The organism is Lysobacter soli (assembly GCF_003382285.1).
In the GTDB taxonomy this organism is placed as follows: domain Bacteria; phylum Pseudomonadota; class Gammaproteobacteria; order Xanthomonadales; family Xanthomonadaceae; genus Lysobacter_J; species Lysobacter_J soli.
Genome location: NZ_QTJR01000004.1, coordinates 1 through 26,754, shown reverse-complemented (window position 1 = coordinate 26,754; position 26,754 = coordinate 1). Strand labels below are relative to the sequence as shown.

The following is a 26,754-nucleotide window of genomic DNA, read 5'->3' as shown; positions in this document are numbered from 1 at the left end:
ATTTCAGCGATGAATCGTCAATCCGGTGGATTCACGACGATGTATTGCACCGCGGTTCCTGCGTACTGCGGCTGATACCAGGTGCTGCCGCACTGCTGGTACGCGATGCCGTTGACGACGGTGGTAACGCAGCTCGGCGGCACGGAATTCACGATCGAACCGACCGCCGCCGCCGTCACGGCGACGGCCGTGGTGACCGCGGCCGCGGTCGCGACCGGATGGTCGTCGTACCAGCCGTGATGCCAGCCGTTGTCCACGTCGATGTCGATGTCGTTGTGGACGTCGATGTTCGTGTTGCGACTGACGTTCGTGCTGCGATTGACCTGGGTGTTGCGGTTGACGTTCGTGTTCGCGCTGCGGCTGGGTGCGACCGCATGCCCACCGGCGCCAGCGTGATTGACGCTCGTGCGCGCACCGCCGCGGGCGCGTGGACCCGCATGTGCGTCGGACGTGACCGCGAGCAACGCGACCGCACCGGCCAGCAGCCCGATGCCCGCGCCGATGGCGATCGTGTTGCGCCACGGGTTCGCGTGCGGTGGGCGTGCCGCTTCGACGCACGATGTTTCGTCGCAGCGTGTTTCATTGCGACACCTCCTGCGCGGCGACCAGCTCGATGCGATGCGCATCCTTCGGCGCCGTGAACGCGAAATCGCCGTCGCGAATCGTCGCGTTCGTGTTCCATCGCAGCGTGCTGGCGTACTGCGGCTGCGCCGCATCGTCGGTCGTGGTGATCACCATGCGGCGCGGCAGCGGCTTGTCGCCGGCTTCGATCCAGATCTGCCAATCCACGCCGTCCTGCCGGAAGGCGTACTGGTCGGTGACGCTGCCGTCGATGCGCGCCGGGCCGACATACGCCGCCGAACGCAGCGCCGAGACAGGCGCCCGCGCCGTGCCCCACAGGAACAGATCCGCGAGCGGGAGTTCGATGCCGTACTTGTCCTCGGCCAGCGCGAGCAGCCCCGCGATCGTCGGCGGCGCCGGCGTCTGCGCGTACAGTTTGTTGCGCGGGCCGTAGACCGTCAGCGTCTTGCCGTCGTAATAGAGTTCGCGCTCCTTGCGGTCGCTCTTCATGCCGATGTACAGGCCATTCGGCGAACGCACCTTGTAGTTGAGCGTCCCGGGGAACTCCAGCTTCTGCCCGTCTTCCATCACCAGGTCGATGGTGGTGTCGGCATGCAGGCCGAACTGCTTCAGCGACCGGAGGTAAGCGGACATCTTTTCCAGCGCGGCGATCGCCTCGGGCTGCACCTGCGGCGCGGCCATGATGGCGGAGGAGGGCACATCGCCTGTCTGCGCACGCGCGAGCGCCGGGGCGCACGCGATGGCCACGATGACGACGAACAACGAAGAACGACGCATTGCGCACCTCCTCGATGTGGCGGCGACCCCGGCGGGCGCCGCGTGGCCGTGCTGCGGCCATGGCGACACGTCACCGTCCGCGAGAGGCTAGCGACGCGCCTGTCTTTATGTGCATGCGGAGGATGGTGTCGCGCGCGAAGCTGCAGCCGCGCATCGTGCGCGCTGCTTCGCCGCCGCGGCCAGGCACGGTTTGCCTGCTCGACATCGTCCCTCCCTTCCGGCATCCGTTGCGGTTGGTGCGTGACGCATGCGGTGCTTGTGCGCGATGCAACAGACGCGACGTCACCGCCGGCACATTTCCGGCAATGCGGCGTGAAACCGTTGTGACGGGGGCGCGAACGCGTGTCCGTTCAGGCTGAACGACGACGCGTCCGTCGACGAGCCGTCATTCCCGATGCGTGATTACGCCGCGTCGGGCGCGAGCGTCGTGCCGGTGATGCCGCGCAGGTGCTGTTCGAGTTCGCCGATGCGTTCGGCCAGGCGCCGCGTCTGTTCGTCGTCCAGATGCTGCATGTCGCCGAGGATCGCGGCCAGCCGCGACAGGCGTTCGCTTTCGTCGCGCACATGCTGCCGCTGGCGCAGCGCGAACTGTTCCTCGGCATTCACGGTGCTGCGGCGATGCAGGTCGATGAGCACGTCGTAAAGCCGTTCGGCGATGCGGCGGTCGCCGTCGCTCCACGGCACGCTCTGTCCACGCACCGTCTCGCGCCACGCGGCGAAACTGCGTCGTGGCGCGATTCGCAGGCCGTCGTCGGTGGGCACTGTCGCCTTGTGGGGCTGGCCGGCCCACGTGACTTCCTCGACCTGTTCCTTGCGGAAGCAGTACACGCCGTCGCCATCGCGGCCGAACGCCATGGCCAGCACGCCGGCGAGACCGTCTGCCGGGCGTTCCTGGCTGCGCCAGTCCTCGCGAAGGTGCGTGGAGGCGACCGCACCCGCGCGCGCGGCGCCCCACGCGCACAGCTCGGAGAACGACTCGCCGCCCGGGACCGTGCCGATGCTCAGCTGCCGGTTGCCCAGCAGCATCATCACGCCGTCGGCATCGAGCAGCTTCGCGATCACGCGCAGGTACGTCGGCAACACGTCGGCGAGCGCGCGCCCCTTCTGCGTCGCTTCGCGCAGCACATCGCCGAGCTGCTGGCTCTGGTCGTACAGCGCCATCGCGGTGGCCTGCTCGTGGCCTGCCACGCGCATCGACACGTACATGCCGAACAGGTCGGCGGTGGCGCGGATGCCGGGCGGAACGAGCCGGGCAACGCGGTGGTGGCACGCGATCAGGCCCCACAGGCGACCGCCGCTGACGATGGAGATCGACATCGACGCGCCCACGCCCATGTTGCGCAGGTATTCCAGATGCACGGGCGACACGCTGCGCAGCGCGTGATGCGACAGATCCAGCGATGCACCGCCGGCATGGCGCGGCGGTTCGATCGGCACCGGCGTGTAGCCCGAATCGGGAATCACGCGAAGCCGGTTCATGAGGTACAGGTGCCGCGCCTGCACCGGGATGTCCGAGGCCGGATAGCGAAGGCCGAAGTACGGCTCCATGTCGTCGGCGTGATCTTCGGCGATCACTTCGCCGGCCTCGTCCGGGCGGAAGCGATACACCATCACCCGGTCGTATCCGGTCAGCTCGCGCACCAGTGCCGCGACCTGCTGGAAGAACGCCGGGCCCGGATCCTGCCCGGCGATGCGGCCGATCATGGCATTGGCCGTCAGCGGGCCGACGTTGTCGGTGCCCGGCTGCTGCGGTTCGATCTCGATGTGCACCAACCCCTGGTGCAGGTGCGTGCTGATATCGCACAGCGCGCCGTGCCCGCCGATGTTCGTCGTCGCCACGCGCTGCGCGGCCAGTCCGGGCTCGATGAAACGCAGCGCGTCGGCGATCGCTTCCAGGATGCTTTCGTCGACGTGCTCGCGCAGCGACGTGCCCAGCAGCTGCGCCGGCGTCTGGTCGAACAGGTCGGCGACGTTGGCCGAGGCATGGCGCACCGTCCAGTCGGGCCAGCTGCAGCTCACCAGATAGCCGTGCGGCTGGATCGCGCCGGACAGGTGGATCGGTTCGCGCGCGCAGATTTCCGCGTCCGTGGCGTTGGCGATGTTCATTCGGTTCCTTCCTTTTCGACGCGCAATGCGTCGCGCAATGCGGCTTCGACGGCGGCGAAGGCGCGATGGCTGGCGGCGACGAGGCGATCGAGCTGGCCTGCGTCGGGCGTGGCGTCTTCCAGTTGCCGGAGCAGGTCCGGCCAGCCGCTGGAGGCGGCATGCTCGTTCAGGTAGCGCGCACCGGCGCTTCCATCGAAACCCAGCGCGCTGGCCTGGCGCAGCAGCAGGCGCGCGCCGAGCGAGGAGCCTTCGAACACGTACGCCCAGCCGAGCCGCTCGTAGCGGTCTTCCGGCTCCGCATCCGCGGGCGTCGCTTCGCCGACGATTCCCAGCGTTTGCAGATCGTCGGAAAGCAGCGGCAGGTAGCGATCGCGCGCGCCGTCGGGCAGTGCGCTGGTCGCGACGAAGCGATGCATCGCGCGCAGGTAGGCGGCGTAGTCGCGGTGCTTCGTAACACCATCGGGAAGCAACGCATCGACGCGTCCATGCGCGGACGCGGTGGCATGGCGCAGATGCGAGCGGACGGGGCCCAGCGACATCGGGCGCTCCCGCGCGATCGAGGAGCTCCAGACTACCCGATCCGTGCTTGCCGCGTTGGTCCGTTCAGGCTCAGCCCTGCGCCGTGGCGCTCTCGCGCTGGTTGCGCGATGCAGTGAACGCCGACGGATGTTCCCCGATGCGGAAACCCATGCCGGGGATCGTCTGCAGCAGCGGCGTGTCGTGCCCGCGATCGATCGCCTTGCGCAGGATGTAGAGGTGGCTGCGCAGCGAATCCGAATCCGGCGGCTCGTCGCGCCATACCTCGCGCTGGATTTCCTCGCGACTGACCACGCGCGGCGCTTCGCGCATCAGCAGGTGCAGGATCTGGAAGCCGATCGGCGTGAGGTGGATCGTCGTGCCGCCACGCTCCGCGCTCATCGCATGCGGATCGAGCACGAGATCCCCGACGCGGATCGGCTCACCGGCGGTCTTGCGCGAGCGGCGCATCAGGCCACGCAGGCGCGCTTCGAGTTCCTCGATCGAGAACGGCTTGGTGAGGTAATCGTCGGCGCCCGCTTCCAGGCCTTCCACGCGATCTTCCACGGTGTCGCGCGCGGTGAGCATGAGGATGGGCGTGGAGCGGCGCTGCTCCTGGCGGATGCGGCGACACACTTCCACGCCGTCGATGCGGGGCAGGTTGCGATCGAGCAGGATCGCGTCGTACGGGTTGTTCGCCGAGAGCCGCAGTGCTTCGGCACCATCGCGGGCGTAATCCACTTCGTAGCCACCCGCCTCGAAATAACCGCCGAGCATTTCCGCGATGGAAAGGTGGTCCTCGACGATCAGGATGAGTCGACCGTTCTGGTTCATGTGCGTACCGATGCAAGAAAACCTCTGGATTTCAAGACTCGGTGAAGAACCGTGACGCGCACGTGAGAGCGTTCCCGCAACACGCTTAACGCAACGATGAAAAGACTTAACGTCGTCTGCGCGTTCACGATTCCGTCGCCGCATCGCCCCGATGATCGAGCTCATCGCAAACCGAAACGGAGACTGCAATGGCGAACATCGAACATGAACTGCACGTGGTGAACAGCCTCATCGAGACCACCATCGACAGTGTGGACGGCTACCGCGAGGCGGCGAGCGACGCGCAGAACCCGACGCTGCGCACGCTGTTCGAGCGCCGCGCGAGCGAGCGCCAGGCAGCGGTCGCGGCCTTGCAGGCCTACGTCGTATCGCAGGGCGGCAAGCCTGAGGACGACGGCACCGTGCTCGCCGGCGCGCATCGCGTGTTCGTGGACCTGCGCGCCGCGCTGACGAAGGGCGACGAGGCGGTGGTCAAGGAAGTCGAGCGCGGCGAGGACCACATCAAGCACAAGTACGAGGAAGCGCTGAAGGACCTCGAGCTCTCGCCGGCCGCGCGCGACGCGATCGACAAGGCCTACGCCTCGGTCAAGCAGGGACACGACGAAATGAGCCGCCTGAAGCACGGCTTCGAGGCGTTGGGCTGATCGAGCGCGTCACCATCAACCGCGCCGGCCACTGGACGGGACGCGCCGCATGAATCCCGATGTGATCGGCTGGCTCGCGTCGATCGTTCTTCTTGCGACGCTCATCCGCCAGGTCGTGACCATGGCGCGCGACCCGGAGGCGAAAGGCGTCTCGCGCTGGCTGTTCATCGGCCAGTGCGTGGCGTCGGTAGGCTTCGTCGCCTACAGCGCGATGGTGGGAAACAAGGTGTTCGTCGCCACCAACGTGGCGATCCTCATCACCGCCATCGTCGGTCAATGCATCGTGGCGCGGCGCAAGTCGCGCCACGCGCGCGCCTGACGGCCGCGCCATGGACCTGAAAAGCGGCTACCCGTTCTGGGCGGTCAAGAACGGGCTGATGCAGTCGTATGGACCGCTGCGCACGGATCTTCGTTGCGACGTGGCGGTCATCGGCGCCGGGATCACCGGCGCCATCATCGCCGATGCGCTCGCCGACGCCGGGCACGAGGTCGCGGTGTTCGACCAGCGCGACGTCGGCTGGGGCAGCAGTGCGGCGAGCACGGCGCTGCTGCAGTACGAGATCGACACCCATCTGACGGACCTCGCACGCGAGTACGGCGAGGAACCGGCTTCGATGGCGTATCGCGCATGCGAGGAAGCGATCGAGATGATCGGCGACCTGGCGCGTGGTGTCCGTGACGTGGATTTCGCCCGTACCAACAGCCTGTACTTCGCGAGCAGTCGCTGGCACGTGCCGCGCCTGCGTTCGGAATTCGAGGCCAGGCGTCGCGCAGGCCTGGACACGCACTGGCTCGATCGCGGTGATGTCGCGCGTGAGTACGAATTCGACGCGCCGGCGGCGCTGCTCACGACGCAGGCCGCGCGCGTGGACCCGTATCGGCTCGCGCACCGGCTGTTGGAACGCCTGCACAAACGCGGCGGTGGCGTATATACGCGCACACGGTTGAAGCCGGTGCGGACCACCTCACGGCAGGTCGTGCTCGAAAGCGATGCTGGCGCCCGAGTGATCGCGCGGGACGTGGTCGTGGCAGCGGGCTACGAGTCGCAGCGCTGGATCGACCAGAGCCTGGCCCGCAATCGCAGCAGCTACGCATGCATCACCGAGCCGGTGGAGCTGGGCGCGCTCGCGGACACCATGCTGTGGGAAACCGCGCGTCCATACCTCTACATGCGCGCTACGGGCGATTCTCGTCTGCTGGTCGGTGGTGAGGACGATGCGGTGGACATCCCCCGGCGTCGCGACCTGCGCGTGGACAAGAAGGCGGGACAGCTGATGAAGCGCGTGCAGGACCTGTTTCCGCGATTGACCACCGTCCCGTCGTTCGCCTGGGCGGGGACGTTCGCGGAAACGAAGGACGGGCTGCCCTTCTTCGGTCCCCATCCGCAATGGGGCCCGCGCGTACTGTTCGCGATGGCCTACGGCGGCAACGGCATCGTCTACAGCATGCTGGGGGCCGGGCTGATGCGCGCGTGGCTCGAGCGGCGCCGACATCCGCTGCAGGCGCTGTTCGGGTTCGAGCGATTGCGCTGAGGAGGCGGGTCGAGCGGGTCCGCTCTGCCGGCGTTCGTGAACGGGGAGCAGATGGCGCCTCGTGGTGGGCGAACGGTCTCGGTCGCCTTCGAGCGGGCAACAAAAAACCCGCATCGCTGCGGGTTTTCGTGTGCTCTCGCGGATGGTGGCTATGGGTGGACTCGAACCACCGACCCCAGCATTATGAGTGCTGTGCTCTAACCGGCTGAGCTACATAGCCCTACCTTACGGATCAATAGGTTAGCCAAACCGCCACTAAGCGTCCCGTCTCGGTAAGTGGCCGGTAAGCCGGAGCCGCCGCTCAAGCTGGTCTCAATCACCGAGACGGCTCCATTCGATTCTTTGCGCCCCGGTCTTTTGCGACCCAAGGGCCGCCCTACCGCGACTAAAAGCGTATGCTGCGAAGTGATGTAAAGTGATGCAACTAATTATGGGGGCGGGTATGTCTGCGAAACGAGGCCGGAAGCCGACCGGAAGGCCCCGCGCCATGCGCGCGACGGCAAGTCTCCCCCCGGACATCTACCAGACCCTTCAAGACATCGCGAAGCAGAAGAAGGTGTCGGTGGCCTGGGTCATCCGCGATGCGGCAGAGAAATACGTTGCCGACCAATGGCCGCTGCTCGGTAAAAATCACCCATGAATTTTATTGCTAACGAAACGGCGCAGAAGCTCCGAGGTGGCTACTACACCCCGGAAGACCTCGCCACCTTCCTGTGTCAGTGGGTGCTTGAGATCGATCCTAAGCGTGTCCTAGAGCCTAGCTGTGGTGATGGGGTGTTCTTTAGCGCGCTTCGTGGCGCGGGCGCTCCATCGACGCTGGAAGTGACGGCTATGGAGCTAAACGATCAGGAGGCTGCCAAATCAAGGAGGCGCGCGAAAGAAGTCGGCTTGCCAGCGGCCAAAGTTCACGTGACAGATTTCCTGTCCTGGGCGCTGGAAATGTCTGGCCGGGAAGAAGCTACCTTCGACGCGGTGATTGGCAACCCTCCGTTCGTTCGTTACCAGTATTTGCCCGAACCATTCCAAGTGAAGGCCGAACAGGTCTTCCGCAGCCTGGGGCTTCCTTTCACTAAGCATACGAACGCTTGGGTTCCTTTCATCCTGGCCAGCATGAAGATGCTCCGCCCGGGCGGTCGCTTAGCGATGGTTGTTCCGGCGGAAATCATCCATGTGATGCATGCTCAGTCGTTGCGCTCGTATCTCGGCGCTGAGTGTCGGCGTCTAGTTGTCATTGACCCCGAAGAGTTGTGGTTTGCCGGAACCCTCCAAGGTGCGGTTCTGCTTCTAGCAGAAAAGCGGCGCGACGAAGCTGACAAAGCCCAAGGCCTTGGCATTTATGAGGTGAGGGACCGCGAATTTCTTCGGATGAAGCCTGCGAAGGTTTTTTCTGCGCCTCAGTCGATCAATGGAAAGACTGTTGCCGGTAAGTGGACGCGCGCCATCTTGGACAAGGAAACGCGGGACCTATTTGACGAGCTTGGTGACCACGAGGAAGTGCATCGTTTTAGCGATGTTGCCGATGTCAATGTTGGCATCGTTACAGGGGCCAACAAATTCTTCTTGGTGACCGATGAAGTTGTGGCTAAGCACGGCTTGGAGCGTTGGGCCTACCCGATGTTTGGCCGCAGCGAGCACTGCCCTGGGGTCATCTACGATACGAAGCAGCATGCCGCCAATGCCAAGGTCGGGAACCCCACAAACTTTTTGTGGTTTCAAGACAGCGAGCCGCTTCGGTATAAGAAGTCGAAGGCTTACATTGAGGCAGGGGAAGCGGAATCGCTACATACTCGCTACAAGTGCCGAATTCGGTCGCCGTGGTTCTCGGTGCCTTCGGTGTACTCGACGGAAATTGGAATGCTCAAGCGTTCCCATGATCTCCCGCGCCTTATCTTGAACAAGGCAGGGGCTTACACGACCGATACCGCATATCGAATTCGGGTGCTTAACGGGACCTCCGCCGAAAAGTTTGTTGCGTGCTTCTTCAACGGGTTAACTGCATTGAGTGCCGAATTGGAGGGGAGGTACTACGGAGGTGGGGTGCTGGAGTTGGTGCCGTCTGAAATCGAGAAGCTCGTAATCCCCCTGCCCGGCAAGATTAAGGCCGGAGCGAAGGAACTCGACAAACAAATCCGTACACAAACCGCTCGTGAGGCCCTCGAGGTCAACTCGCGGATCGTGTTAGGTGGGTTGGGGCTGTCGCATGCAAAGCAAGGATGCGTGCTCAACGGATGGAAGCGGCTACGCGATCGACGCCACCGCACCACCAGTGACGAGAAGGTCGAGGTAGAAGCGGTTTAGTCAATTTCGAGGACAAACCGCTTCGGGTCGGCTTTGTCTCGATAGAGTGAAAGTGTTCGGCTTATGAGATCAGCCTTGGCTATGTAATCGCGCATTGGCCCCCAGCTAAGGCGCGTCACCGCATTGTTTTGCTTGTAGGTCTTGCTGGTGGTGCCCATGGTGTGAGCCACGCGCAGATCGAATTCGCCGTAGCTGATTCCTTTCACCACGAGCTGGAACTTTGCATAAGCTTCTTCGACCGTTGCTGTCCTGCTGGGGCCCCAAGTCAACGTGGGGAAAATCTCCTCGCGGAAGTAATGCCGCTGGTCTACGTCGTCAGGTAGTAATCCCTTGTCGAGATTGACGGAGCCGGTTTGGTTCGTGTTCTTCCCGTCCGGGATGTTCAAGTCACGCCGCGTCAGCGGCTTGCTTTCCCAGACAAGCTCGTACTCAACTCCAGATGCGGGTGGCGGCGTGGGTGCGGCGACAGGGGCGACCGTTGCCGCGGCAGCCGCAGCAGGGGCAGGGGCCGCCGTTGCCGTGGTTGCGGCTGTCGTCGGGGCAGAGGCAGCGGCTGCTGCAACTTGGGATGCCGCCGGGGCGGTAGGGGCAATCGTTATGTTGGCAGCCGCCTTCTTCGCAGCAGACAGGGTGCTATAGAGCGGTGCAACTTTGAGGGCGATTCGGGGAACCGGGTCGTTCGCTGGCGAGGTAGCAGCACTCACGGGGCGTGGTGGCGAAGCCACGGTCTCGTCGATGAGGCGGCCGCTCGCTTGGAGGGCGTCCAGCACTGATTCTGCCGTGACCTCTATGAGATTCTGGGGGTAGTCGGTGGCCAGATCATCGAAACCCTGCTCGATGCTCTCCACCAGTGCTCTTTCATCGGGGTCGCCGAGGTCAAATTCAACAACGATGCCTGCTTCGATGTTGTTGTTGAGGCCGCCCGGCGTAAGGTTGGCGCTGCCGATTATCAATCGGGCCTCACTGGCACCCTTGACCAAGTAGACCTTGGGATGGAAAAGGACTCTGCGGGACCCAGTATCCACGAGGAAAAGGGAGACGCCCAGATCGAGCAGGTGCTTGGCGGCCTGGGTAGAAGTAATGTCGTTCCGAATGCCAATGAAGACCTTGGTCTGGCCGCTGTATTTGCTTAGCTGCGACTCGAGCAGGGCGACGCCGCTCTGGTTCACGAAGGCCACGCTGACAATCACGCGCTCAATGTCGGGAACATCGAAGAGGCTGATGATCGCGTCCTTGTGAGTCCTTGCGGTGAAGCCTTGAAGGATGAAGCTCTTCTTCGCCACAGTGGCACCCCCCATCGACAGAATTCATCCTCTATCCTGCCATAGCGGCAGGCAGTCAATGGATGGTCTGGTTTCTTGCCGACGCCTTTCGGGATCTGCCGATTTTGGGCGTCCGAGATGGAACGACCAGAGGTACCAACGATAGTGGCGGTGGTTGACGTTACGCCCATAGGTCAAGCAGTTCCGGTAGTCCCTTCGCCCTCGAATACCTGGACGCTCCCATCCGAGCACGCCGCTACAGTCGCAGGTTGGGCCCTAGCCGCGTTCCCACTGCCATAGCCGATAGGTCACAACCACCCCAAGCCCCGTCGCCGTCAGAAATGCTCCTGCTGGCACCCATCGTAGGACGTCGAACAGCCCGACCAGCACAGGGCTTGCCCGCAGTGCCAGACACTAGCCACGCCGACACCACGCCCACGACCAGTGCAAGGCCTGACGGCACGTACGCCCGAAACGCCATCCAGCCCCAACGATCCATGATCTGCTCCGATAGTGATCCATCCGGAATGATCCTTGGGGCAGTCGTACACGGTGAGACTGGCGCCGTTTTCCGACGAAGGCTTACACTGTGCCAGCTATGCGGGAAAACATGGGTTATCACTTCATACTTGCGTCCCTGCATGCAGCGCGCGCTGTATGGATACGCGCCAGTGCGGTCGCAGTGCTGGCGCAGGCAGAGTGACCGCTTGAAAATCCTGTGGGCGTTGCGCGCTGGATGTCGCCAACTGCATTGCACCAAACCCATCAGGACACGCGCCATGCGGTTCCGCATCGATCGCGCTACCCCTGTAGCTGCGCATGCGGTCGGAGCCAGCCAGGTGTCGATATAGCCAACCGTAGCAGCATCCGCATGTGCGACTGAGCAGCACTGTCGCGGCTCTCGCATCATCCTTCCGCATCTTGCGCTTTCGGCGTTCTGGAACCAGCGTTTCACATGTGGTTTCAACATGGTGTCGGTGGATCCACAGTCGCCCGCCACCTGGCATCTGACCCCAAAACCGCGCTCACTTGCACGGTGCAAGGGTCCGCACGTGGTTCCATGGCGCTTGACGCGGTCCCGGATGCACGAAGGGGCGTCACAGGCGCCCACGGTGACGGAATCGACCCGGCGCGCCGAAGGCGCACTGGGTCCGAGTCCGAAATTCTTGCTGGGACCGAAGCAGCCTCAAGGGTCCGAAACGTTTCTTAGATTCCGAAGCAGCTTCTTCATGCGTCAGCGCGTACTACTTCCGGAATTTGAATTTTCATGGCGCCGTAAGGCGCCATACATATCGATGAGGGCGAGGGCCGAAGGCCCGAGAACCATCGATATGTCCCCTCGAGCCCGTGTTTTTATTTATATTTTGCTTCTAACTTTCTTAATTGATTAGGTAAAGCTTTTAAGGGAAGCGTTACGCGTGAACTGCCGGGGCGATCGCCCCGGCAGCCTTTGCTTTCCGCGTCACAAGTCCTTGAGGAAGTCATCGAGATCGTCGCTGCCAATCGCTCGGCGATCCCCTGCGGCATACGGCCCATGAGCCACCGCTTTGCGCTGTGCGTTCTCGGCACGGCGCCGATCCCTGTGACGGCGTTGACGATCCGCCCCCTGTTGTCGCTTACGCGCCAACCTGGGGTTATCGCTACCCATGGTGGCGGCCAGCTCACGCCCCGCCGCTTCGACAAGATCGGCGCACCCGCCACGCACAGGACACTCCTGGCAAGCCATGCTGTCTGCCTTCTTATGGAAGCCGTAACAAGACGGGGTAGGCGCCTCGCTGCTCCACAAGACGGGCCCATCTGGTACACCACCGAACTCGATCGCCTCATCCACCAGGTCGTTGCCGAACAACATGCGTCCTTCCGTTTCGGTCAAAGCTCGCCGCTCTACTAGATAGGTCGCCAAGCGCTGGGCCCTTCCGGGTGCCGCGAACACGTCCTTGCACATCAGTTCGAGCGCGGCGCGTCGAATCGGGTCATCAGAACGTCCTCCGGCAAAGAAGCGCGAGTCCCAGCCGTCACCAAACAGGCGTGCGCTGACTTCTTCGCGTGTCGGACGACCACGTAGCCGGGGAGGTGCCAACTTTCCGTACATCTGATTGGGTCGCGGAGGCCGCTGCCACTTGTCGCTGGCGAGATGGCCTTCCATCACGGTGTCGCAGTAGATGTCGTACGGCATCCCCAAGGCATCCGCATGCGCGCGTGCATGGGCCAAGGCGTTGATTTCGTCGGGCGAACATCCGGCCAGGGTGGTGGACAGAGGGCGGAGCATGGCCACCTTGATGGGATCGAAGTGCCGGCCGTAAGCACGTCGATAAGCAGCCACGTACTCCCGGGCGAACAGCTCCGTACGCTGCAAGAGCGTCATATAGCGGTACTGGACCCACATGAGGTCTTGGAGGTGGGGCTCGGCGTCGAGGTGTCGCTGGTCGAACCAGGAACGCGTCAGGGCAACTTCCCCGACGAGTCGAGCTGTCGGGTCCGGGCGCGTTCTGACAGCCGCGAGGTTGGCCACCCGTTGCAGGGCTGCTTGCTGCAAGGGTGATGACTTCTTCTTCGGCTTACCGGGCTGCTGGGGCTTACGTGGGGTCTTTCTGGTCTTGGGCATAGAGTGCTCCGGGAGTGAATGTCCCGGATGCATACCGTGGTAATTCATGGCGTCACGCCCCAAAATGAACGGTTCGTAAACCAGTCTCTCCTTCCCTCCTGAGGACCCCAATGGCTGACAGCCCTTCTGAGCCCGCCCGCTCGATCAATCCGCGCGCGGTACGGTACGTAAAGCTCGGTCCCGGTGGGTCATGGGAGCAGGACAGCAAGCGGCTAGGCATCTTGCGGTTTGGCTTTGAGTCGGCCGATCCGGAAACCCTCGCGCTGTGTCGGGCCAAGGACTGGGACGAACTGGCGCGGTCGTGGCGCGAACAGGGAAAGCAATCACCCGGGACGGCGACATCCTTCACTAACCAGATCAGGGCGTTCTTTGAGGATCAGGGCGACACGCTATGGGTCACCTTCATCGATGACGTCCTGCATTACGGGTTCTTGGAACCCGGCGAGCCGCAACGCTGGGATCGCGATGCCAACTACAGTAGCTACCGGACCCTTTGCGGGGGATGGAGGACGACTGACGCGACTGGAGCAACGCTGACCAAGACCAGCCTCCCCGGCACGATCACCAAGCTCAGCATGTTCCGGGGCACTTCGTGCAACGTCATTGACGCCGAGCGCTTGGTGAAGCGCATCAATGGACAACGATCCGATGAGGTGACGAGAGTCGAACAGGCCCGGACATCGCTCCTTGAGGCTCTTGTTCCGCTAATCCAAATGCTGCACGAGCGTGACTTCGAGATTCTCATCGATATGGGGTTTGTCAACGCCGGCTGGCGCCGTTTGGGCGCCGTGGGCGGCAATCAGGCCACCAAAGACCTCGACCTCGAAGCTCCCCTGACCCGTGAACGCGCGTATGTCCAAATCAAGTGCCAAACGACGCAGGGCGAACTGGATGCGTACGCGAAGGATTTTGCCAACAAAGACACCTACGATCGCCTGTTCTACGTCTATCACACCGGCCAGATAGAGCACTCGTTCTCAGAAGCGGGAGTAACGCTCTTTGGAGCAGGCGATGTGGCGCGGATGGTTCTCGAGGGTGGCCTCGTAGATTGGGTTATTGACCGCGTGAAATAGGAAGCAGGGCCGACAACGTCATACCTCAGCAGATAAGAGCGGCCGAGGGCCGTTTCATGTTGTCAGGCCCGGATTGCGGGGTTAGGCACGAGGGCGCCTGTATGGAGTGCGCCTCGGACGACCGCCACTTCGGATGAGTCGGAACACGGGTTCCAGCGAACACCTAGGACTTCCACCCTATCCGGCGACAGGAGCCCAGCGCCCTCCCGCAGCGCGCGCTGTAGCACCCAGCAAAACGTAACCTACCGCGCCCTGACAGTTCCCGAGTCGATCAGATAGGGGTATAGCGGTGAGCGCCTCGGACGCAGGCCCGGTCTAATTGGCTGGGCTTGGGTATGCCCGAAAGCGCGAGCCTCGCCGTCGCGATCACGCCGCTAGTTTCGCCACCGCTGCGGCAAGCGTTCCCGGGCATAAGTGGGCGTATCTCAGTGTTATCGCAATGTCAGCATGCCCGAGTAGTTCGCGGATCGTATTGAGGTCCACACCAGCACGCGCGAGCTTGCTGGCGAAGTGATGGCGCAAGTCGTGGAAGCGGAAGCTACCAATGCGGGCGCTGGTCAGTACCCCCGCCCATGCTTTCTTGACGCTGGCAACGTTGAACACGCGCCCCGTCGTCACGAGCGTCCGGGTGGCCCACTGTGCAAGCACGGTATGAGCTTCGGTGTTCAGTGGGATGTGACGCTGGCGCCCGCTCTTGGCGTTCTCTGCGCGCACGGTGAGCATGCGGGCATCAAGATCGACATCCGCCCACGTCAGCGACAGCAGCTCGCCCCGACGCAGCCCGGTGTTCATCGCAAGCAGTACGACCGGGGTCAGATGGTCGCCGAAGCTGCCCGCAGGAATTTCCGGCATCATTTGCACGTTGCGGGACGCTCTCCAACGGTTTCCCGAAGCACGGGCAGCGGCAAGGCGTTGGTCGCGTTCGATCAGCGCTGAGCGCAACCGCTTTTCTTCATCGGGGGACAGAAACCGGATGATCTTGCGAGACTCGACCGACTTCTGCCGCAGACCCAGCAATGGGTTCTGATCGAGTAGCTTCCATTCCACAGCCTTGGATAGAGAAGAGCGAAGGCACGCCAAGTCGCGGGTCGCCGTCGCTTTCGATACAGCGCGATCCCCTGTGATGCGGGCGCGCCACCAGCGGTCGATTACGGCTTCATCGATATCCGATAGCTGGCGGTTCAGAAGCCCGGCGAAGTGAATCTCGATTCGCTCGACGTAATGTTGCCCGCCCCGGAGTTCGACCTTAGCCCATGGCTCGTAGTGGTCGTTCAGAAACGCAGCCAATGTGCACCTGGGGCGCTCCGGCTTAGCGATGCTGGGCAATCCCTGCTGGATGACTTCGGCCATCGCCTGCGATGCGTAGGCGCGTGCTTGTTCGAGGGTCAGGAGGGTGGCTTCCCCCAGCGTCCTGCGCTTCCCATGCGCCCAGGTGACGATCCACGCTTTGTGCCCGCTCGGCTGCACTCTGAGTAGTAGGCCGCGCACCTGCGCGTCCCTGAGCTCGTAGGGGCGCTGCCGGGGCTGGGCGGTCGCGACGACGCGCTTGGTGAGGGGTATGCGCATTGGGCTCGATCCGAAAGTGCCTAGTCAGACGCTATCGGACCCCCAGATTCGGTGTTCGGATGAGGATCATCCGTACAGGCGCGATCGCCCACGGAAGCCCTTAAATGCCAAAAGTACCCGCTTTTCAGCAGGGCCCTTCTGATTCGCGGATTGGCAGATTTGACTCGCCCAGTCCGCCCTAACACAGCGGGGCAGCGCGCCGCTATTCTTCCGGTCCGAACTGAATAGCGAAGCGGTTCAAAGCCGCCTTCCAATCGTGCACCGGCAGCGTCCAGCGCCGACTGATATTGCGCAGCGCCAGATACAACAGCTTGAGTAGGGACTCATCATTCTGGAACGTCCCGCGATAACGCATGACCCGGCGCAGGCTCATGTTGATCGACTCAATGGTGTTCGTCGTGTAGATGATCTTGCGAATCTCCTTAGGGAAGTCAAAGAACGGCGTGAGCTGCGCCCAGTTTCGCCGCCAAGCTTGACCAATCGTTGGATACTCAGCCGCCCACTTCGACTCGAAGTCACTGAGAGCCGCAGCAGCAGCCTCAACCGTCGTAGCGGTGTAAATGGGGCGAAGGTCCAGGGCGACCTGCTTGCGAGCCTTCCATGAGACGAAATCTAGGCTATTTCTGACCATATGCACCACGCACAACTGCACGGTGGCGCGAGGGAAAACCGTCGCTATCGCATCCGGGAAGCCCTTGAGGCCGTCCACACAGGCAATGTAGATATCTTGGACACCGCGGTTCTTGATCTCCGTTAGCACTTGGAGCCAGAACTTTGCGCCCTCGTTTGGCGACACCCAAAGTCCGATGGCCTCCTTCTGGCCGGTAATCGATATTCCAATTACGACGTAAACGGCTTTAGGGCGAGACGCGCCATCGCGCACCCGGACGTGTATGCAATCCATGTAGACGATGGGATAGACGGCATCCAGTGGCCGTGACTGCCACGCCTTGACCTCGTCTATCGCCGCGTCTGTGACGTTGCCGATCGTTGCCGGGGACAAATCGATACCGTAGAAATCGAGAATCTGCTCATGTATCTCGCGCGGCGTGAGGCCCTTCGCATACATGTCGATGATCTTAGTGTCGAGGCCAGGGGGTATGGTTCTCCCCTTACTCGAAGTTCTTTTCCGCGCAGCCGGCGCGTCGCCCTCCAACAGCGGTCCACCCACATCTGCCGTGACCTTCGATGCCGACAGGGATTGAGATGGCTTAGCGTTTTCGCTGGTTTTCAGATCCAGGGATCGGGCGATTAGCTGTTGGGCGAGCTGCTGGATGAGGCCGTCGTTGCCTAGAAGCTCTTCTGGACGTGGCCGTTGGGCGAGCAGGGCTTCAATAAGGTCGTTCGGGATCGTTTGCGCGCTTTTTGACATGGCGTCCTAGCCGATTCATCGGGAGGCGCAATTTCTACGGTGGTGCTGTTACCCAAATGTTTCATGCAAAAGATAGGTGTGCAGTGCGACAGAAAGTGTGCGCCATCGGATTTCCACTTGTGACGGGAACGCACATTGGTCGCGCCGAGCTAATCGAAGATCTGTCCCATCGCGCTGGATGAGGGCTATCCGCACCGCGCTGATTTCCCGATCCAGCCTGTACCCACGGAGTTGCTCTCTGAGGAGTGGTTCCCGAACCACCGTGTCCCGAAGTTCGGACCAGCGTTCCCCCAGGGGCAGGCCGTCGCCACGATGGGCTGGGCACGATCCCTAAGTGGCTGTTAAGCCAATTAGGGGGAGGAGAAGCGCTGTTCGGATGAGGATCGTCCTCGGTGGACTGTCAGCACCCCCGGAAGTCCTTGAAAGCAAAAGGCCCCGCTTGTCAGCAGGGCCTTGTTCTCTCGCGGATGGTGGCTATGGGTGGACTCGAACCACCGACCCCAGCATTATGAGTGCTGTGCTCTAACCGGCTGAGCTACATAGCCCCGCGGAGAACCGCGAATTATTCATGCCGAAGGGGTGTCCGTCAATCGCCCCGGACCGGGTTGTCGTCGCGGGCGAGGGCGTGGCAGAGTCGGAGGCAGTGAATTCAGGAGTCCGCATCGTGATCGATCCGGACGGCTACCGACCCAATGTCGGCATCGTCCTGATGCACCCGGACGGACGCGTGTTCTGGGCGCGCCGCGTGCATCGCGACGGCTGGCAGTTCCCGCAGGGCGGGATGAACAGCGACGAGACGCCGCTGGAAGCCATGTACCGGGAGCTCCGCGAGGAGACCGGGCTGCTTCCCGAGCACGTCGAGGTCCTCGGCGCCACGCCCGGCTGGCTCCGCTACCGCCTGCCGCAGCGGGCGATCCGCCGCAACGACCGCCTGGTCTGCATCGGCCAGAAGCAGGTGTGGTTCCTGTTGCGCCTGTGCGGGCAGGAGTCCGACCTGCGACTGGACCTGACAGACAAGCCCGAGTTCGACCACTGGCGCTGGGTCGATTTCTGGTACCCGGTCGAGCATGTGGTCATGTTCAAGCGCTCGGTGTACGCCCGGGCGCTGCGGCATCTCGCCCCCGCTGCCCGGCAGGTGGCCGGACCCGCGGCGGTACCGACGCCGGGTCCGGAATTCCGGCCCCAGGACCAGATCGGCCGCAGCCGCGGCGCGCGCTGGCGCGGCGCCGGAGCGGGGTCCGGGCCCCGCTGACGGGGGCGTCGGACTGGTTGCCGTCGATTAATTGACAATCATTCTCATTCATGGCGGAATGGCCCTGCAGCCGATCCGGCTGTCCAGCCGAATACCGCCGCCGTGTACGTCTGCATCTGCAATGGGGTCACCGATCACGACATCCGCTCGGCCGCCGAGGCCGGTTGCCGCAGCGTGACCGAGCTGACGATGCGTACCGGCGCCGGCGCCAACTGCGGCAGCTGCCTCGACATGGCCGCGTCGCTGCTCGATGCCGCCCACGCGGTCCGCGAGCTGCCCTTCGCGGTGATGCAGGAAGCCGCCTGAGCTTCTTTCCCAACCGAGACTGATTCTCGGACGCGGCTGCACCCGATTCGCGTTCCGTCATCGCGCCCATGAACGGGCTAGAGTGCCGCCATCCCACGTCTTACGGAGGCCGGCCATGAAGGGCGACGCCAAGGTCATCGAGTTCCTCAACAAGGCGCTCTACAACGAGCTGACCGCGATCAACCAGTACTTCCTGCACGCCAAGATGCTGAAGAACTGGGGCCTGAAGGAACTGGCCGAACACGAATACAAGGAATCCATCGACGAGATGAAGCACGCCGACAAGCTGTCGGAGCGCATCCTCTTCCTCGAAGGCCTGCCGAATTTCCAGGCGCTGGGCAAGCTGCGCATCGGTGAGAATCCGCGCGAAGTGCTGGCGTGCGATCTCGCGCTCGAACTGGAAGGCCTGCCGCTGCTGCGCGACGCCATCCGTTATTGCGAGTCGGTGAACGACTACGTCAGCCGCAAGCTCTTCGCCGACATCCTCGATTCCGAGGAAGAACACATCGACTGGATCGAGACGCAGCTGTCGCTGATCGAGCGCCTGGGCGAACAGAATTACCTGCTGACGAAGCTGGAAGACTGATCGCCTCGCATCGCGAAGGCTGAAACGAAAATGCCGCCGGATCCGGCGGCGTTTTTCGTTGGCGGTTCGTCAGATCGGCCCGTCAAATCGGCCCGGGTTTCGGCGTGCGGCGGAACAGCATCCGCCAGACCCACCACAGCAGCAGCGCGACGGTGATGCTGATCAGCACGACGAGGCCGAGCGCGATCCACGGATGCGCGAACACCAGCGCCAGGCCGCCGATCGTGGCGGCGTCCTCCGTGATCGAGGCCGTCCAGTTGCTGATCGGTTCCGGCGAGGTGTTGAGCAGGGCGCGCGAGCCGGACTTGAGCACGTGGCTGGTCAGCGCGACGCCCGCGCCCGCTGCGAGCGCGCCAGCGCCGAGCTGCCCGTCGGGCGACAGCGTGGCGGCCGCGAGGAAGGCGCCCGCCGGGACGCGCAGCAGCGTGTGCAGCAGGTCCCAGCCGGAGTCGACGCCCGGAATCTTGTCGGCGAAAAATTCACCAGCGGCGAGCAGGCCCGAGACGCCAAGGACCCAGGGCGAGGCGGTAACCTGCAGCGCCTGCGGCAGGTCCAGCCAGCCGAAGAAGCCCGCCAAGCCGACGCCGAAGACCGTGAGATACACGCGGATTCCGGCCAGCCAGGCCAGAACTACGCCAATTGCGAACAGGTGCGCATCCGTCATGTCGCTCCCTCGCTAGACTGTCCATCGAAGTATAGGGGCTGGGGAATCCGGCGACTCACCGCCGGAAACACGCTTATGAACAACACGCCGCGCAGGGCGCCGCCGCCGCGCTTCACGATCGTCCAGCAGCGTCCGGACCGCCGGCCGCTGATCGCGGCCGTGCTCGCCATCGCGTGGCTGGGCTCGCTGGCGGGCGTGTGGCTCGGTGCCGAGCGCCATGCCGCGCCCAAGCTGCCGCAGGTGACGGCGCAGCTGGACGCGGCCCAGGACGAACTGCGCCGCTGGCGCTCGCAGGCCGAGCAACTGGCCCAACGCGAGGCGACGCTTTCGCGGTCCGACCAGATCAGCCGAGCCGCGAACAAGGAAGTGCAGGGCGAACTGGCCGAGCGCGAGGAGGAAATCTCCGACCTGCGCGCGAACCTCGCCTTCTACGAGCGGCTGGTCGGCGCGACCGGCCAGCCGAAGGGCCTCAGCGTGCACTCGGCGCGCTTCGATGCCGAGTCCGGCGGCAGCTGGCGCTACCAGATCGTGCTGACGCAGAGCCTCAACAAGGGCGCGATCAGCCGCGGCCGCCTGCATTTCACCGTCGAGGGCGTGCGCCACGGCAAGCTCGCGACGATCAGCTGGGACGAGCTCCACCAGCGCAGCTCCGCGCCGCCGCAGGACTACTCGTTCCGCTATTTCCAGCAGCTCAACGGCAGCGTGATGCTGCCGGCCGACTTCACCCCGCAGCGCGTGCGCGTGTCGCTCGACGGCGGCGACGTCGCCGTGGAGCAGACGCTGGGCTGGCAGCTCGGCGCCACCTGATCCGACGATTCCCCCTTACTGCCGGTCCGCCGGCGCGCAACCGGAAGTACCCGATGTTCAAGAACAAACCCGCCCAGATCGACGGCCAGGTCGACACCCTCATCGGCGCCCAGGTCGTCATCCATGGCGACCTGAAGTTCAGCGGCGGCCTGTATGTCGAAGGCCGGATCGTCGGCAAGGTGATCGCCGAGGAAGGCCAGCGCGCCACGATCACGCTGGCCGAGAACGGCAGCATCGAGGGCGAGGTGCGCGCGCCGGTGGTCATCCTCAACGGCCGCCTCGATGGCGACGTCTATGCCAGCGAGCGCGTCGAACTGGCCGCGAAGGCCCGCGTGCAGGGCAACGTGCACTACCAGGTCGTCGAGATGCTGGCCGGCTCGGTGCTGACCGGCCGCCTGATCCACGCCGGCGCCCACGAAGGCCACGCCCTGACTGAAGCGGATCTGGACGGCGCCGCCGTTCTGCGCTGACCGTCACACCGGCTCGCGGTAGGCTGGGCGCCGATTCCCACGGCGCCCCGGCATGACCCCGAGCGATCCCGAGCAATCCACGTCGCCCCGACCGCCCGGCCACGTGCCGGAGCACGTCGCCGCGCCGTCGGCCGCGCGCGACGCGCTGGTCGGCGGGCGCACGCCGTTGCTGCTGGGCGTGGTCGCCGTGGCGCTGCTCTTCGGCCTCTGGGGCGCGTGGCGCGTGTTCGCGCCGGCGCCGGACAGCCCGCAGGCGCAGCTGGAGAACCGCGAACGCGAAACGCGCAGCCAGCGGCGCCAGATCGAACAGCTCGAGCAGCGCGTGGCGACGCTCAGCCGTTCGGACCAGATCAGCCGCGATGCCAATCGCGACCTGCAGAGCACGCTGGCCGAGCGCGACGAGGAAATCGCCGGCCTGCGCGCCGACGTCGCCTTCTACGAGCGCCTGGTCGGCAGTACGGCGCAGCGCCGCGGCCTGGCGGTGCATTCGCTTCGGCTGCAGCCGCAGAACGACACCGCCTGGCACTTCACCGGCACGCTCACCCAGAACCTCAACCGCGGCGCGGTCAGTACCGGGCAGCTCACGCTGGCGATCGAGGGCACGCGCGGCGGCAAGCTCGAAAAGCTCACCTGGCCGGTGCTGCGCCAGCAGGCCAACGCGCCGGGCATGACGTACTCGTTCAAGTACTTCCAGCAGGTCGAAGGCGACATCTTCCTGCCGCCGGGCTTCACGCCGGTGCGCGTCGCCGTGCGCCTGGCGCCGCGCTCGGGCGCGCCGATCGAGCAGTCCTTCACCTGGGCCGACGCCACCCGCGACGTCGCGCCGGCCACCGCGACGCCCTGAAACCGGCGTTGCGGCGCCCGCAGGACGCAGCGACCCGTCCTGCGGCTTGAACAACCCGGCCGCGCGCCCCATCCTTTTTCGCATGGAATTGCCCACCGTTTCCCCCACGCCGGACTACCAGTCCCTCGACCGCCCCCTCCAGTTCTCGTCGGCCGCCGCCCGCAAGGTGCGCGAGCTGATCGCGGAGGAGGGCAACGACGCGCTCAAGTTGCGCGTCTACATCCAGGGCGGCGGCTGCTCCGGCTTCCAGTACGGCTTCGAGTTCGACGAGGCGCAGGGCGAGGACGACCTCGCCATCCAGACCGATGGCGTCACGCTGCTGGTCGACCCGTTGAGCCTGCAGTACCTGATGGGCGCCGAGGTCGACTACACCGAAAGCCTGCACGGCGCGCAGTTCGTGATCCGCAATCCGAACGCGAAGACCACCTGCGGCTGCGGTTCCTCGTTCGCGGTGTGAGCGACACGCCGGCACCGTTCGCGTTCGTCGAAGCCGGCGCGGATGCCGCGTGCCGCGGCGCGCTCGATCGTGCCGACCGCCTTCGCGACGATCCCGACGCGCTGAAATCGCGCTGGCCCACCTCGCGCGTGATCCTGCTCGACGAGAAGGGCAACGCGTACGCCGACGCCGAAGGCCGACTACTCGCCATCACCGGACACGACGTAAGCGAGGGTCCCGGAGGCGTGGGTGCCGCGGTGTTCCTCGGCCTCGATCCGCACGACACGGCGTGGTTCGCGCTGGAAGGCGCGCTGACCGCGCTCGATGCGCCGCGTCGCGTCGACCTGCGCAGCGCCGCGGCGTCGTGGCCGGCGTTCGATGCGAGTGTGTTCGCGCAAGCTCGCGCGCTGCAGCACTGGCGCAGCCGCCACCGCTACTGCGGTGTGTGCGGCGGCGAAGTCGCGTTGTCGCGCGCCGGCTGGCAGGGCACGTGCACGAAGTGCGGTGTCGAACATTACCCGCGCACCGATCCGGCGGTGATCGTCGCCGTCACCGACGGTTCGCGTTTGCTGCTCGGTCGCCAGGCCGCGTGGCCCGCGCGGCGCTACTCGGTGCTCGCGGGTTTCGTCGAGCCGGGGGAATCGCTGGAGCAGACCGTCGCGCGCGAAGTGCTGGAAGAAACCGGCGTGCGCGTGCGTCGTTGCCGTTACATGGCCTCGCAACCGTGGCCGTTCCCGGGCTCGCTGATGCTCGGTTTCCACGCCGAAGCCGAGCCCGACCAGCCGCAGGTCGACGACGAGCTCGAGGAAGCGCGGTGGTTCACCGCTGATGACGTGCGTCGTGCACGCCAACGCGGCGAGTGGGGCAGCACGCAGGACGATGGCGAAGGCCCGGTGCTCTCGCCGAGCATTTCGATCTCGCGCTGGTTGATCGAGCGGTGGCTGGCGGAGCACGGCGGCGCGTAAGCGAGCCGTTACCAGTCGCCCGAAAGAAAGCCGTCATCCCGGCGAAAGCCGGGACCCAGGCCTGTAACGCACGGGCACTCCCGCACCCGAAACCTACCTCACCGTCATTCCCGCGAAGGCGGGAATCCACGGCCCACGCCCCGCCTCATTCGGCGTCGTTGATGCATGCAAACAGGATCCCCGCCTTCGCGAGGATGACAGCCAAGGGCGTAGTGCGCCGTATCTTCGAATCATTTCGGTGATGTGTCGCAACAGAATGCCGTCGTCCCGGCCAAAGCCGGGACCCAGGCCTGTAACGCACGGGCACTCTCGTGCCAGCACCCAACAGCACCGTCATTCCCGCGAAGGCGGGAATCCATCGGGCCCACGCCCCGCCTCATTCGAAGGCGTTGATGCTCGCAGGCATGGATCCCCGCCTTCGCGGGGATGACAGCTAAGGGCGCAGTGCACTGCATCGCGAATGATCTTGGCTGCAGCAGGCAACTGCCTCACGTCGCGAAAGACGCCCGCGAGACGTGTGGGCCATCACTCCGCCAGGCTCACCCCGCCCCCTCTCAGCTCTGCACTCCCTTCGGTCGCCGGCGGGAGAGGGGCTATGAGCAGACGCCATCGCTCCCGCAACGCCACGCTAGAATCGATCCAGCCCACGCGACCGGAGCCGCCGCGCAATGTCCGCCACCCTGATCGCCGTCGTCGTCGCGCTGGTGCTCGGCCACATGGCGCCGTCGCTTGCGGCGTCGGTTCGCCAGTACGGCTGGTATCGCGATTGGCTGCGCTGGCTCGACTCGCGCTTCCCCGAAGGCAGCTTCTGGCGCGGTCGCTGGGGACTCGTCCTAGCGCTTGCACCGATCTCGCTCCTCGTCACGCTGTTCCAGCTCGCGTTGTTGGATACCTTCTTTGGCCTAGCAAGCCTGATCTTCGGCGTCGCCGTGCTGTTCTACGCATGGGGCCCGCGTGACTTGGACGTCGATGTCGATGCCGTCACCAACGCGCCCGATCCCGTCGCGCGCCGCACCGCTGCGATGCGCCTGTGGCCCGAAGGGGGCATGCCCGCGGTGCTCGACGGCGGCAGCCTCGTCGAAGCCGTCTTCCGCAACGCGCAGCACCGCTGGTTCGGCGTGCTGTTCTGGTTCCTGCTGCTCGGGCCGTTCGGCGCGTTGCTCTACCGGCTTACCGCCATTTCGGCCGAAGGCGAAGCGGCCAGCGCATTGCCGAACGAAACGCGCGAAGGCGCGCGTTACCTGTTCGCGATCCTCGACTGGCCCGTCGCGCAGCTGATGACGCTTTCGCTCGCGCTGGTCGGCAACTTCGACACCGTGCTCGGCGCGTGGCGCGATGCCGGTGGCGCGTCGTTCGACGTGCGCCGTCCGTTCCTCGGCGCCGTCGCGCGTGCCAGCGTGAAGTGCGAACTCGCCGACGAGGCCGCCGATTACGACGACGTCGCCACCGGCGTGGAAGCGGGCGATGCCGGCCTTGCGCCGACACCACCGCCGATCTCCGCAACGTTCTCCGGCGAAGTGCCGGAATTGCGCGACGCGATGAGCCTGGTCTGGCGCAGCCTGCTGGTATGGCTTGCGGTGCTCGCGCTGTTCGTCATCGCGGGCTGGGTGAGCTGACGCTCAGCCCGGCGCCATCCACGCAAACATCGGCAGGTTCCGCAGCACGCCGAACGCGATAAGCGCGACGATCCACACGCGTCCATCGTGCGCGTACCGGTTGAGCGACGCAGGCAACAGCGGCCGCGCTAGCCACCACTGCGCCAGCATCGCCGCGAGCAATGGCAGCGCGATCATCGCCAGCGGATTCATCGACCACGCACGCGCCACGTCGCCATGCACCAGCGCGTGCAGCATGCGCGTGAGCCCGCAGCCGGGGCAGTGCAGCCCGGTGACGGCATAGAAAACGCAGGGCCACAGCGACTCGGGCTGGAACACCCGCAGCAGCGCGGCACCCAGCAGCGTGAGCACCGCCGTGGCACCCGCCACGGCGGTGCGCATCCCGAACGCGAGCGACGAGGCGCGGCAAACGACGGCGTTCATTGCTGCACGCGCTGCACGTTTTCCAACTCCTGCATCATCTGCTGGTAATGCGCCATGCCGCCGGCGCTGATGAACCAGATCGTCCAGCACAGGCCGAGGATCGTCAGGCCCGTGGTGATCCAGCACCACAGCTTCGCGCGACGCGACGCGACCCACGCGCCGGCTTCATCGCCCGCGGCGAGCTTGGTGTTGACCTGCGCGGCGAACACGATGGCCACGATGCCCGGGATCGTGCCGACGATGCAGCAGAACAGCACCGAGGCGATCGTGATGAGGATCGCCCAGATCATGTAGTTGGGAATACGCGACGCCAGCGAAGGCGGCGGCGACGACGGCGGGATGGGAGGCGGCACGTTCATGGCGATCCTTCGGGTGCGCCGCGACGCCGCGGCGAACCGATCCTAGGAAACGCCCCATGGTCCCGCCGTGATGGCTCAGGCGGCGTCGCCGCGCATCGCCCGCACTTTCGCTTCCAGCGTGGCCGCGTCGATGGCGGGATCCAGGATCGGTGCCTGCGCGATCACCTCCACCGGCGCGCGGAACCGGCGCGGCACGCGCATCCGCCCCAGTCGCGTGTCGCGGCGGCTCCACATGCTCGTCCACATGTTGCGCAGGGCCATCGGCACCACGGGCACGATCTGGCCGCGCGCTGCGGCGCGTTCCAGGATGTGCTCCACGCCCGACTTGAACGGCGCGATCTGACCGTCCTTCGTCAGCGCGCCTTCGGGGAAGATGCCGACCAGTTCGCCTTCGGCCAATGCGGCGTCGATCTCGTCGAACGCCTTGCGCATCAGCTCGGGGTCCTCGCGCGCACCGGCGATGGGGATCGCCTTCGCCGTGCGGAAGATCCAGCTCATCACCGGGATGTTGAAGATCCGGTAATACATGACGAAGCGGATCGGCCGCGGCACGCTCGCCGACAGGATCAGCGCGTCCATGTAGCTCACGTGGTTGCACACGATCAGCGCCGCGCCTTCGTCCGGCACGTGCTGCTCGATGCCGTGCGGCCGCATGCGGTACAGCACGCGCACGAACACCCAGCTCAGGAACCGCATCATGAACTCGGGCACGATCGTGAAGATGTAGATCGCCACGATCACGTTCGCGATCGCCAGTGCCAGGAACACCTGCGGGATCGTCCAGCCGAAGAAGCGCTGCACCACGATGCCCAGCGCCGCCGCCAGCACGATGAAGCCGGCATTCTGGATGTTCATGCCG

General features: G+C 64.7%; 28 protein-coding genes and 2 tRNA genes. 15 read left to right on the top strand and 15 right to left on the bottom strand.

Annotated elements, in window-relative coordinates; translation table 11 throughout:
* Positions 1–17: 17 nt before the first annotated feature.
* The 5 genes from DX912_RS18595 to DX912_RS07310 form a co-directional block, all read right to left on the bottom strand.
* The gene (locus DX912_RS18595; RefSeq protein ID WP_233433521.1) at positions 18–626 is read right to left on the bottom strand and encodes a hypothetical protein; all 609 of its coding nucleotides are present in this window, start codon (positions 624–626) and stop codon (positions 18–20) included.
* Complete coding sequence (locus DX912_RS07325; protein WP_115841849.1) at positions 580–1,359, bottom strand: DUF2092 domain-containing protein; 780 nt, start codon at positions 1,357–1,359, stop codon at positions 580–582. Before DX912_RS07325 ends, DX912_RS18595 begins: the two co-directional genes overlap by 47 nt.
* Before the next feature lie 402 nt (positions 1,360–1,761).
* The gene (locus tag DX912_RS07320; RefSeq protein ID WP_115841848.1) at positions 1,762–3,465 is read right to left on the bottom strand and encodes a GAF domain-containing protein; all 1,704 of its coding nucleotides are present in this window, start codon (positions 3,463–3,465) and stop codon (positions 1,762–1,764) included.
* Complete coding sequence (locus DX912_RS07315) at positions 3,462–4,004, bottom strand: biliverdin-producing heme oxygenase (RefSeq protein WP_115841847.1); 543 nt, start codon at positions 4,002–4,004, stop codon at positions 3,462–3,464. Before DX912_RS07315 ends, DX912_RS07320 begins: the two co-directional genes overlap by 4 nt.
* Before the next feature lie 70 nt (positions 4,005–4,074).
* Positions 4,075–4,815, bottom strand: coding sequence for a response regulator transcription factor (locus DX912_RS07310; RefSeq protein ID WP_115841846.1), 741 nt, complete (start codon positions 4,813–4,815; stop codon positions 4,075–4,077).
* A gap of 188 nt (positions 4,816–5,003) precedes the next feature.
* Between DX912_RS07310 and DX912_RS07305 the strand changes: the two genes are divergently transcribed.
* The 3 genes from DX912_RS07305 to DX912_RS07295 are packed head-to-tail and all read left to right on the top strand — an operon-like array spanning position 5,004 to position 6,991.
* Positions 5,004–5,459 (top strand): PA2169 family four-helix-bundle protein, encoded by a 456-nt coding sequence (locus DX912_RS07305; RefSeq protein WP_115841845.1) that lies wholly within the window; start codon positions 5,004–5,006, stop codon positions 5,457–5,459.
* Positions 5,460–5,508: 49 nt separating this feature from the next.
* A complete protein-coding gene (locus DX912_RS07300; protein ID WP_115841844.1) occupies positions 5,509–5,778 on the top strand; it encodes a hypothetical protein in 270 nt (89 codons plus the stop codon).
* A gap of 10 nt (positions 5,779–5,788) precedes the next feature.
* On the top strand, positions 5,789–6,991 hold the full coding sequence (locus DX912_RS07295) for an NAD(P)/FAD-dependent oxidoreductase (RefSeq protein ID WP_115841843.1): 1,203 nt from the start codon (positions 5,789–5,791) through the stop codon (positions 6,989–6,991).
* A 143-nt stretch (positions 6,992–7,134) separates the two neighbouring features.
* Here DX912_RS07295 and DX912_RS07290 read toward each other — a convergent pair.
* Positions 7,135–7,211: transfer RNA gene (locus DX912_RS07290), tRNA-Met, on the bottom strand.
* Positions 7,212–7,478: 267 nt separating this feature from the next.
* Here DX912_RS07290 and DX912_RS07285 point away from each other — a divergent pair.
* A complete protein-coding gene (locus DX912_RS07285; RefSeq protein ID WP_115841842.1) occupies positions 7,479–7,631 on the top strand; it encodes a ribbon-helix-helix domain-containing protein in 153 nt (50 codons plus the stop codon).
* Positions 7,628–9,289, top strand: a complete 1,662-nt coding sequence (locus DX912_RS07280; RefSeq protein WP_115841841.1) for an N-6 DNA methylase — start codon at positions 7,628–7,630, stop codon at positions 9,287–9,289. The genes DX912_RS07285 and DX912_RS07280 overlap by 4 nt, the downstream gene beginning before the upstream one ends.
* Here DX912_RS07280 and DX912_RS07275 read toward each other — a convergent pair.
* Complete coding sequence (locus DX912_RS07275; protein ID WP_181902749.1) at positions 9,286–10,572, bottom strand: phospholipase D-like domain-containing protein; 1,287 nt, start codon at positions 10,570–10,572, stop codon at positions 9,286–9,288. The two genes, DX912_RS07280 and DX912_RS07275, sit on opposite strands and share 4 nt — an antisense overlap.
* A 1,441-nt stretch (positions 10,573–12,013) precedes the next feature.
* Entirely contained in the window at positions 12,014–13,156 is a 1,143-nt protein-coding gene (locus tag DX912_RS07270) for a hypothetical protein (RefSeq protein ID WP_147298582.1), read from the bottom strand.
* A gap of 110 nt (positions 13,157–13,266) precedes the next feature.
* Here DX912_RS07270 and DX912_RS07265 point away from each other — a divergent pair, with 110 nt between their 5' ends.
* Positions 13,267–14,229 (top strand): hypothetical protein, encoded by a 963-nt coding sequence (locus tag DX912_RS07265; protein WP_115841838.1) that lies wholly within the window; start codon positions 13,267–13,269, stop codon positions 14,227–14,229.
* Positions 14,230–14,595: 366 nt separating this feature from the next.
* On the opposite strand, the gene DX912_RS07260 is transcribed toward DX912_RS07265, so the two are convergent.
* From DX912_RS07260 to DX912_RS07250, 3 genes are all read right to left on the bottom strand, one after another.
* The gene (locus tag DX912_RS07260) at positions 14,596–15,795 is read right to left on the bottom strand and encodes a site-specific integrase (protein WP_115841837.1); all 1,200 of its coding nucleotides are present in this window, start codon (positions 15,793–15,795) and stop codon (positions 14,596–14,598) included.
* Between the two features lie 202 nt (positions 15,796–15,997).
* On the bottom strand, positions 15,998–17,167 hold the full coding sequence (locus tag DX912_RS07255) for an IS256 family transposase (protein WP_115841836.1): 1,170 nt from the start codon (positions 17,165–17,167) through the stop codon (positions 15,998–16,000).
* Positions 17,168–17,635: 468 nt separating this feature from the next.
* Positions 17,636–17,712, bottom strand: a tRNA-Met gene (locus DX912_RS07250).
* 119 nt (positions 17,713–17,831) lie between these two features.
* Here DX912_RS07250 and DX912_RS07245 point away from each other — a divergent pair.
* From DX912_RS07245 to bfr, 3 genes are all read left to right on the top strand, one after another.
* A complete protein-coding gene (locus DX912_RS07245) occupies positions 17,832–18,419 on the top strand; it encodes an RNA pyrophosphohydrolase (RefSeq protein ID WP_115841835.1) in 588 nt (195 codons plus the stop codon).
* Between the two features lie 102 nt (positions 18,420–18,521).
* Positions 18,522–18,725 (top strand): (2Fe-2S)-binding protein, encoded by a 204-nt coding sequence (locus DX912_RS07240; RefSeq protein WP_115841834.1) that lies wholly within the window; start codon positions 18,522–18,524, stop codon positions 18,723–18,725.
* 115 nt (positions 18,726–18,840) lie between these two features.
* On the top strand, positions 18,841–19,311 hold the full coding sequence (gene bfr, locus DX912_RS07235; protein WP_115841833.1) for a bacterioferritin: 471 nt from the start codon (positions 18,841–18,843) through the stop codon (positions 19,309–19,311).
* Between the two features lie 82 nt (positions 19,312–19,393).
* Here bfr and DX912_RS07230 read toward each other — a convergent pair whose 3' ends face one another.
* Positions 19,394–19,975 (bottom strand): DUF4126 domain-containing protein, encoded by a 582-nt coding sequence (locus tag DX912_RS07230; protein WP_115841832.1) that lies wholly within the window; start codon positions 19,973–19,975, stop codon positions 19,394–19,396.
* 75 nt (positions 19,976–20,050) lie between these two features.
* Between DX912_RS07230 and DX912_RS07225 the strand changes: the two genes are divergently transcribed.
* From DX912_RS07225 to DX912_RS07200, 6 genes are all read left to right on the top strand, one after another.
* Entirely contained in the window at positions 20,051–20,782 is a 732-nt protein-coding gene (locus DX912_RS07225; protein WP_233433520.1) for a DUF6776 family protein, read from the top strand.
* Between the two features lie 53 nt (positions 20,783–20,835).
* Positions 20,836–21,252 carry a bactofilin family protein gene (locus DX912_RS07220; RefSeq protein WP_115841831.1) on the top strand — a complete coding sequence of 139 codons (417 nt, stop codon included), beginning with the start codon at positions 20,836–20,838 and terminating at the stop codon, positions 21,250–21,252.
* A 52-nt stretch (positions 21,253–21,304) separates the two neighbouring features.
* Complete coding sequence (locus DX912_RS07215; RefSeq protein ID WP_233433519.1) at positions 21,305–22,096, top strand: DUF6776 family protein; 792 nt, start codon at positions 21,305–21,307, stop codon at positions 22,094–22,096.
* An 82-nt stretch (positions 22,097–22,178) separates the two neighbouring features.
* Positions 22,179–22,553 carry an iron-sulfur cluster insertion protein ErpA gene (gene erpA, locus DX912_RS07210; protein ID WP_181902748.1) on the top strand — a complete coding sequence of 125 codons (375 nt, stop codon included), beginning with the start codon at positions 22,179–22,181 and terminating at the stop codon, positions 22,551–22,553.
* Positions 22,550–23,497: an NAD(+) diphosphatase gene (gene nudC, locus DX912_RS07205; RefSeq protein ID WP_115841830.1), complete on the top strand. Its 948-nt coding sequence runs from the start codon at positions 22,550–22,552 to the stop codon at positions 23,495–23,497. Before erpA ends, nudC begins: the two co-directional genes overlap by 4 nt.
* 668 nt (positions 23,498–24,165) lie before the next feature.
* Positions 24,166–25,113 (top strand): hypothetical protein, encoded by a 948-nt coding sequence (locus DX912_RS07200; protein ID WP_115841829.1) that lies wholly within the window; start codon positions 24,166–24,168, stop codon positions 25,111–25,113.
* A gap of 3 nt (positions 25,114–25,116) precedes the next feature.
* Here DX912_RS07200 and DX912_RS07195 read toward each other — a convergent pair whose 3' ends face one another.
* The 3 genes from DX912_RS07195 to DX912_RS07185 form a co-directional block, all read right to left on the bottom strand.
* Positions 25,117–25,536: a DUF2752 domain-containing protein gene (locus DX912_RS07195; RefSeq protein ID WP_115841828.1), complete on the bottom strand. Its 420-nt coding sequence runs from the start codon at positions 25,534–25,536 to the stop codon at positions 25,117–25,119.
* Positions 25,533–25,895 (bottom strand): CD225/dispanin family protein, encoded by a 363-nt coding sequence (locus DX912_RS07190; RefSeq protein WP_115841827.1) that lies wholly within the window; start codon positions 25,893–25,895, stop codon positions 25,533–25,535. Before DX912_RS07190 ends, DX912_RS07195 begins: the two co-directional genes overlap by 4 nt.
* Positions 25,896–25,970: 75 nt before the next feature.
* Positions 25,971–26,754, bottom strand: a 784-nt coding sequence (locus DX912_RS07185; protein WP_181902747.1) for a 1-acyl-sn-glycerol-3-phosphate acyltransferase, incomplete at its 5' end; no start/stop codon positions are given.

Coding starts and splice junctions, on each gene's coding strand:
- DX912_RS07315 (WP_115841847.1), bottom strand. CDS start 4,004: ATGTCGCTGGGCCCCGTCCGCTCGCATCTGCGCCATGCCACCGCGTCC.
- DX912_RS07190 (WP_115841827.1), bottom strand. CDS start 25,895: ATGAACGTGCCGCCTCCCATCCCGCCGTCGTCGCCGCCGCCTTCGCTG.
- DX912_RS07285 (WP_115841842.1), top strand. CDS start 7,479: ATGCGCGCGACGGCAAGTCTCCCCCCGGACATCTACCAGACCCTTCAA.
- DX912_RS07265 (WP_115841838.1), top strand. CDS start 13,267: ATGGCTGACAGCCCTTCTGAGCCCGCCCGCTCGATCAATCCGCGCGCG.
- DX912_RS07270 (WP_147298582.1), bottom strand. CDS start 13,156: ATGCCCAAGACCAGAAAGACCCCACGTAAGCCCCAGCAGCCCGGTAAG.
- erpA (WP_181902748.1), top strand. CDS start 22,179: ATGGAATTGCCCACCGTTTCCCCCACGCCGGACTACCAGTCCCTCGAC.
- DX912_RS07300 (WP_115841844.1), top strand. CDS start 5,509: ATGAATCCCGATGTGATCGGCTGGCTCGCGTCGATCGTTCTTCTTGCG.
- DX912_RS07255 (WP_115841836.1), bottom strand. CDS start 17,167: ATGTCAAAAAGCGCGCAAACGATCCCGAACGACCTTATTGAAGCCCTG.
- DX912_RS07200 (WP_115841829.1), top strand. CDS start 24,166: ATGTCCGCCACCCTGATCGCCGTCGTCGTCGCGCTGGTGCTCGGCCAC.
- DX912_RS07215 (WP_233433519.1), top strand. CDS start 21,305: ATGACCCCGAGCGATCCCGAGCAATCCACGTCGCCCCGACCGCCCGGC.
- DX912_RS07325 (WP_115841849.1), bottom strand. CDS start 1,359: ATGCGTCGTTCTTCGTTGTTCGTCGTCATCGTGGCCATCGCGTGCGCC.
- DX912_RS07310 (WP_115841846.1), bottom strand. CDS start 4,815: ATGAACCAGAACGGTCGACTCATCCTGATCGTCGAGGACCACCTTTCC.
- DX912_RS07320 (WP_115841848.1), bottom strand. CDS start 3,465: ATGAACATCGCCAACGCCACGGACGCGGAAATCTGCGCGCGCGAACCG.
- DX912_RS07280 (WP_115841841.1), top strand. CDS start 7,628: ATGAATTTTATTGCTAACGAAACGGCGCAGAAGCTCCGAGGTGGCTAC.
- DX912_RS07220 (WP_115841831.1), top strand. CDS start 20,836: ATGTTCAAGAACAAACCCGCCCAGATCGACGGCCAGGTCGACACCCTC.
- DX912_RS07295 (WP_115841843.1), top strand. CDS start 5,789: ATGGACCTGAAAAGCGGCTACCCGTTCTGGGCGGTCAAGAACGGGCTG.
- DX912_RS07260 (WP_115841837.1), bottom strand. CDS start 15,795: ATGCGCATACCCCTCACCAAGCGCGTCGTCGCGACCGCCCAGCCCCGG.
- DX912_RS07230 (WP_115841832.1), bottom strand. CDS start 19,975: ATGACGGATGCGCACCTGTTCGCAATTGGCGTAGTTCTGGCCTGGCTG.
- bfr (WP_115841833.1), top strand. CDS start 18,841: ATGAAGGGCGACGCCAAGGTCATCGAGTTCCTCAACAAGGCGCTCTAC.
- DX912_RS18595 (WP_233433521.1), bottom strand. CDS start 626: ATGCGCATCGCATCGAGCTGGTCGCCGCGCAGGAGGTGTCGCAATGAA.
- DX912_RS07305 (WP_115841845.1), top strand. CDS start 5,004: ATGGCGAACATCGAACATGAACTGCACGTGGTGAACAGCCTCATCGAG.
- DX912_RS07195 (WP_115841828.1), bottom strand. CDS start 25,536: ATGAACGCCGTCGTTTGCCGCGCCTCGTCGCTCGCGTTCGGGATGCGC.
- DX912_RS07225 (WP_233433520.1), top strand. CDS start 20,051: ATGAACAACACGCCGCGCAGGGCGCCGCCGCCGCGCTTCACGATCGTC.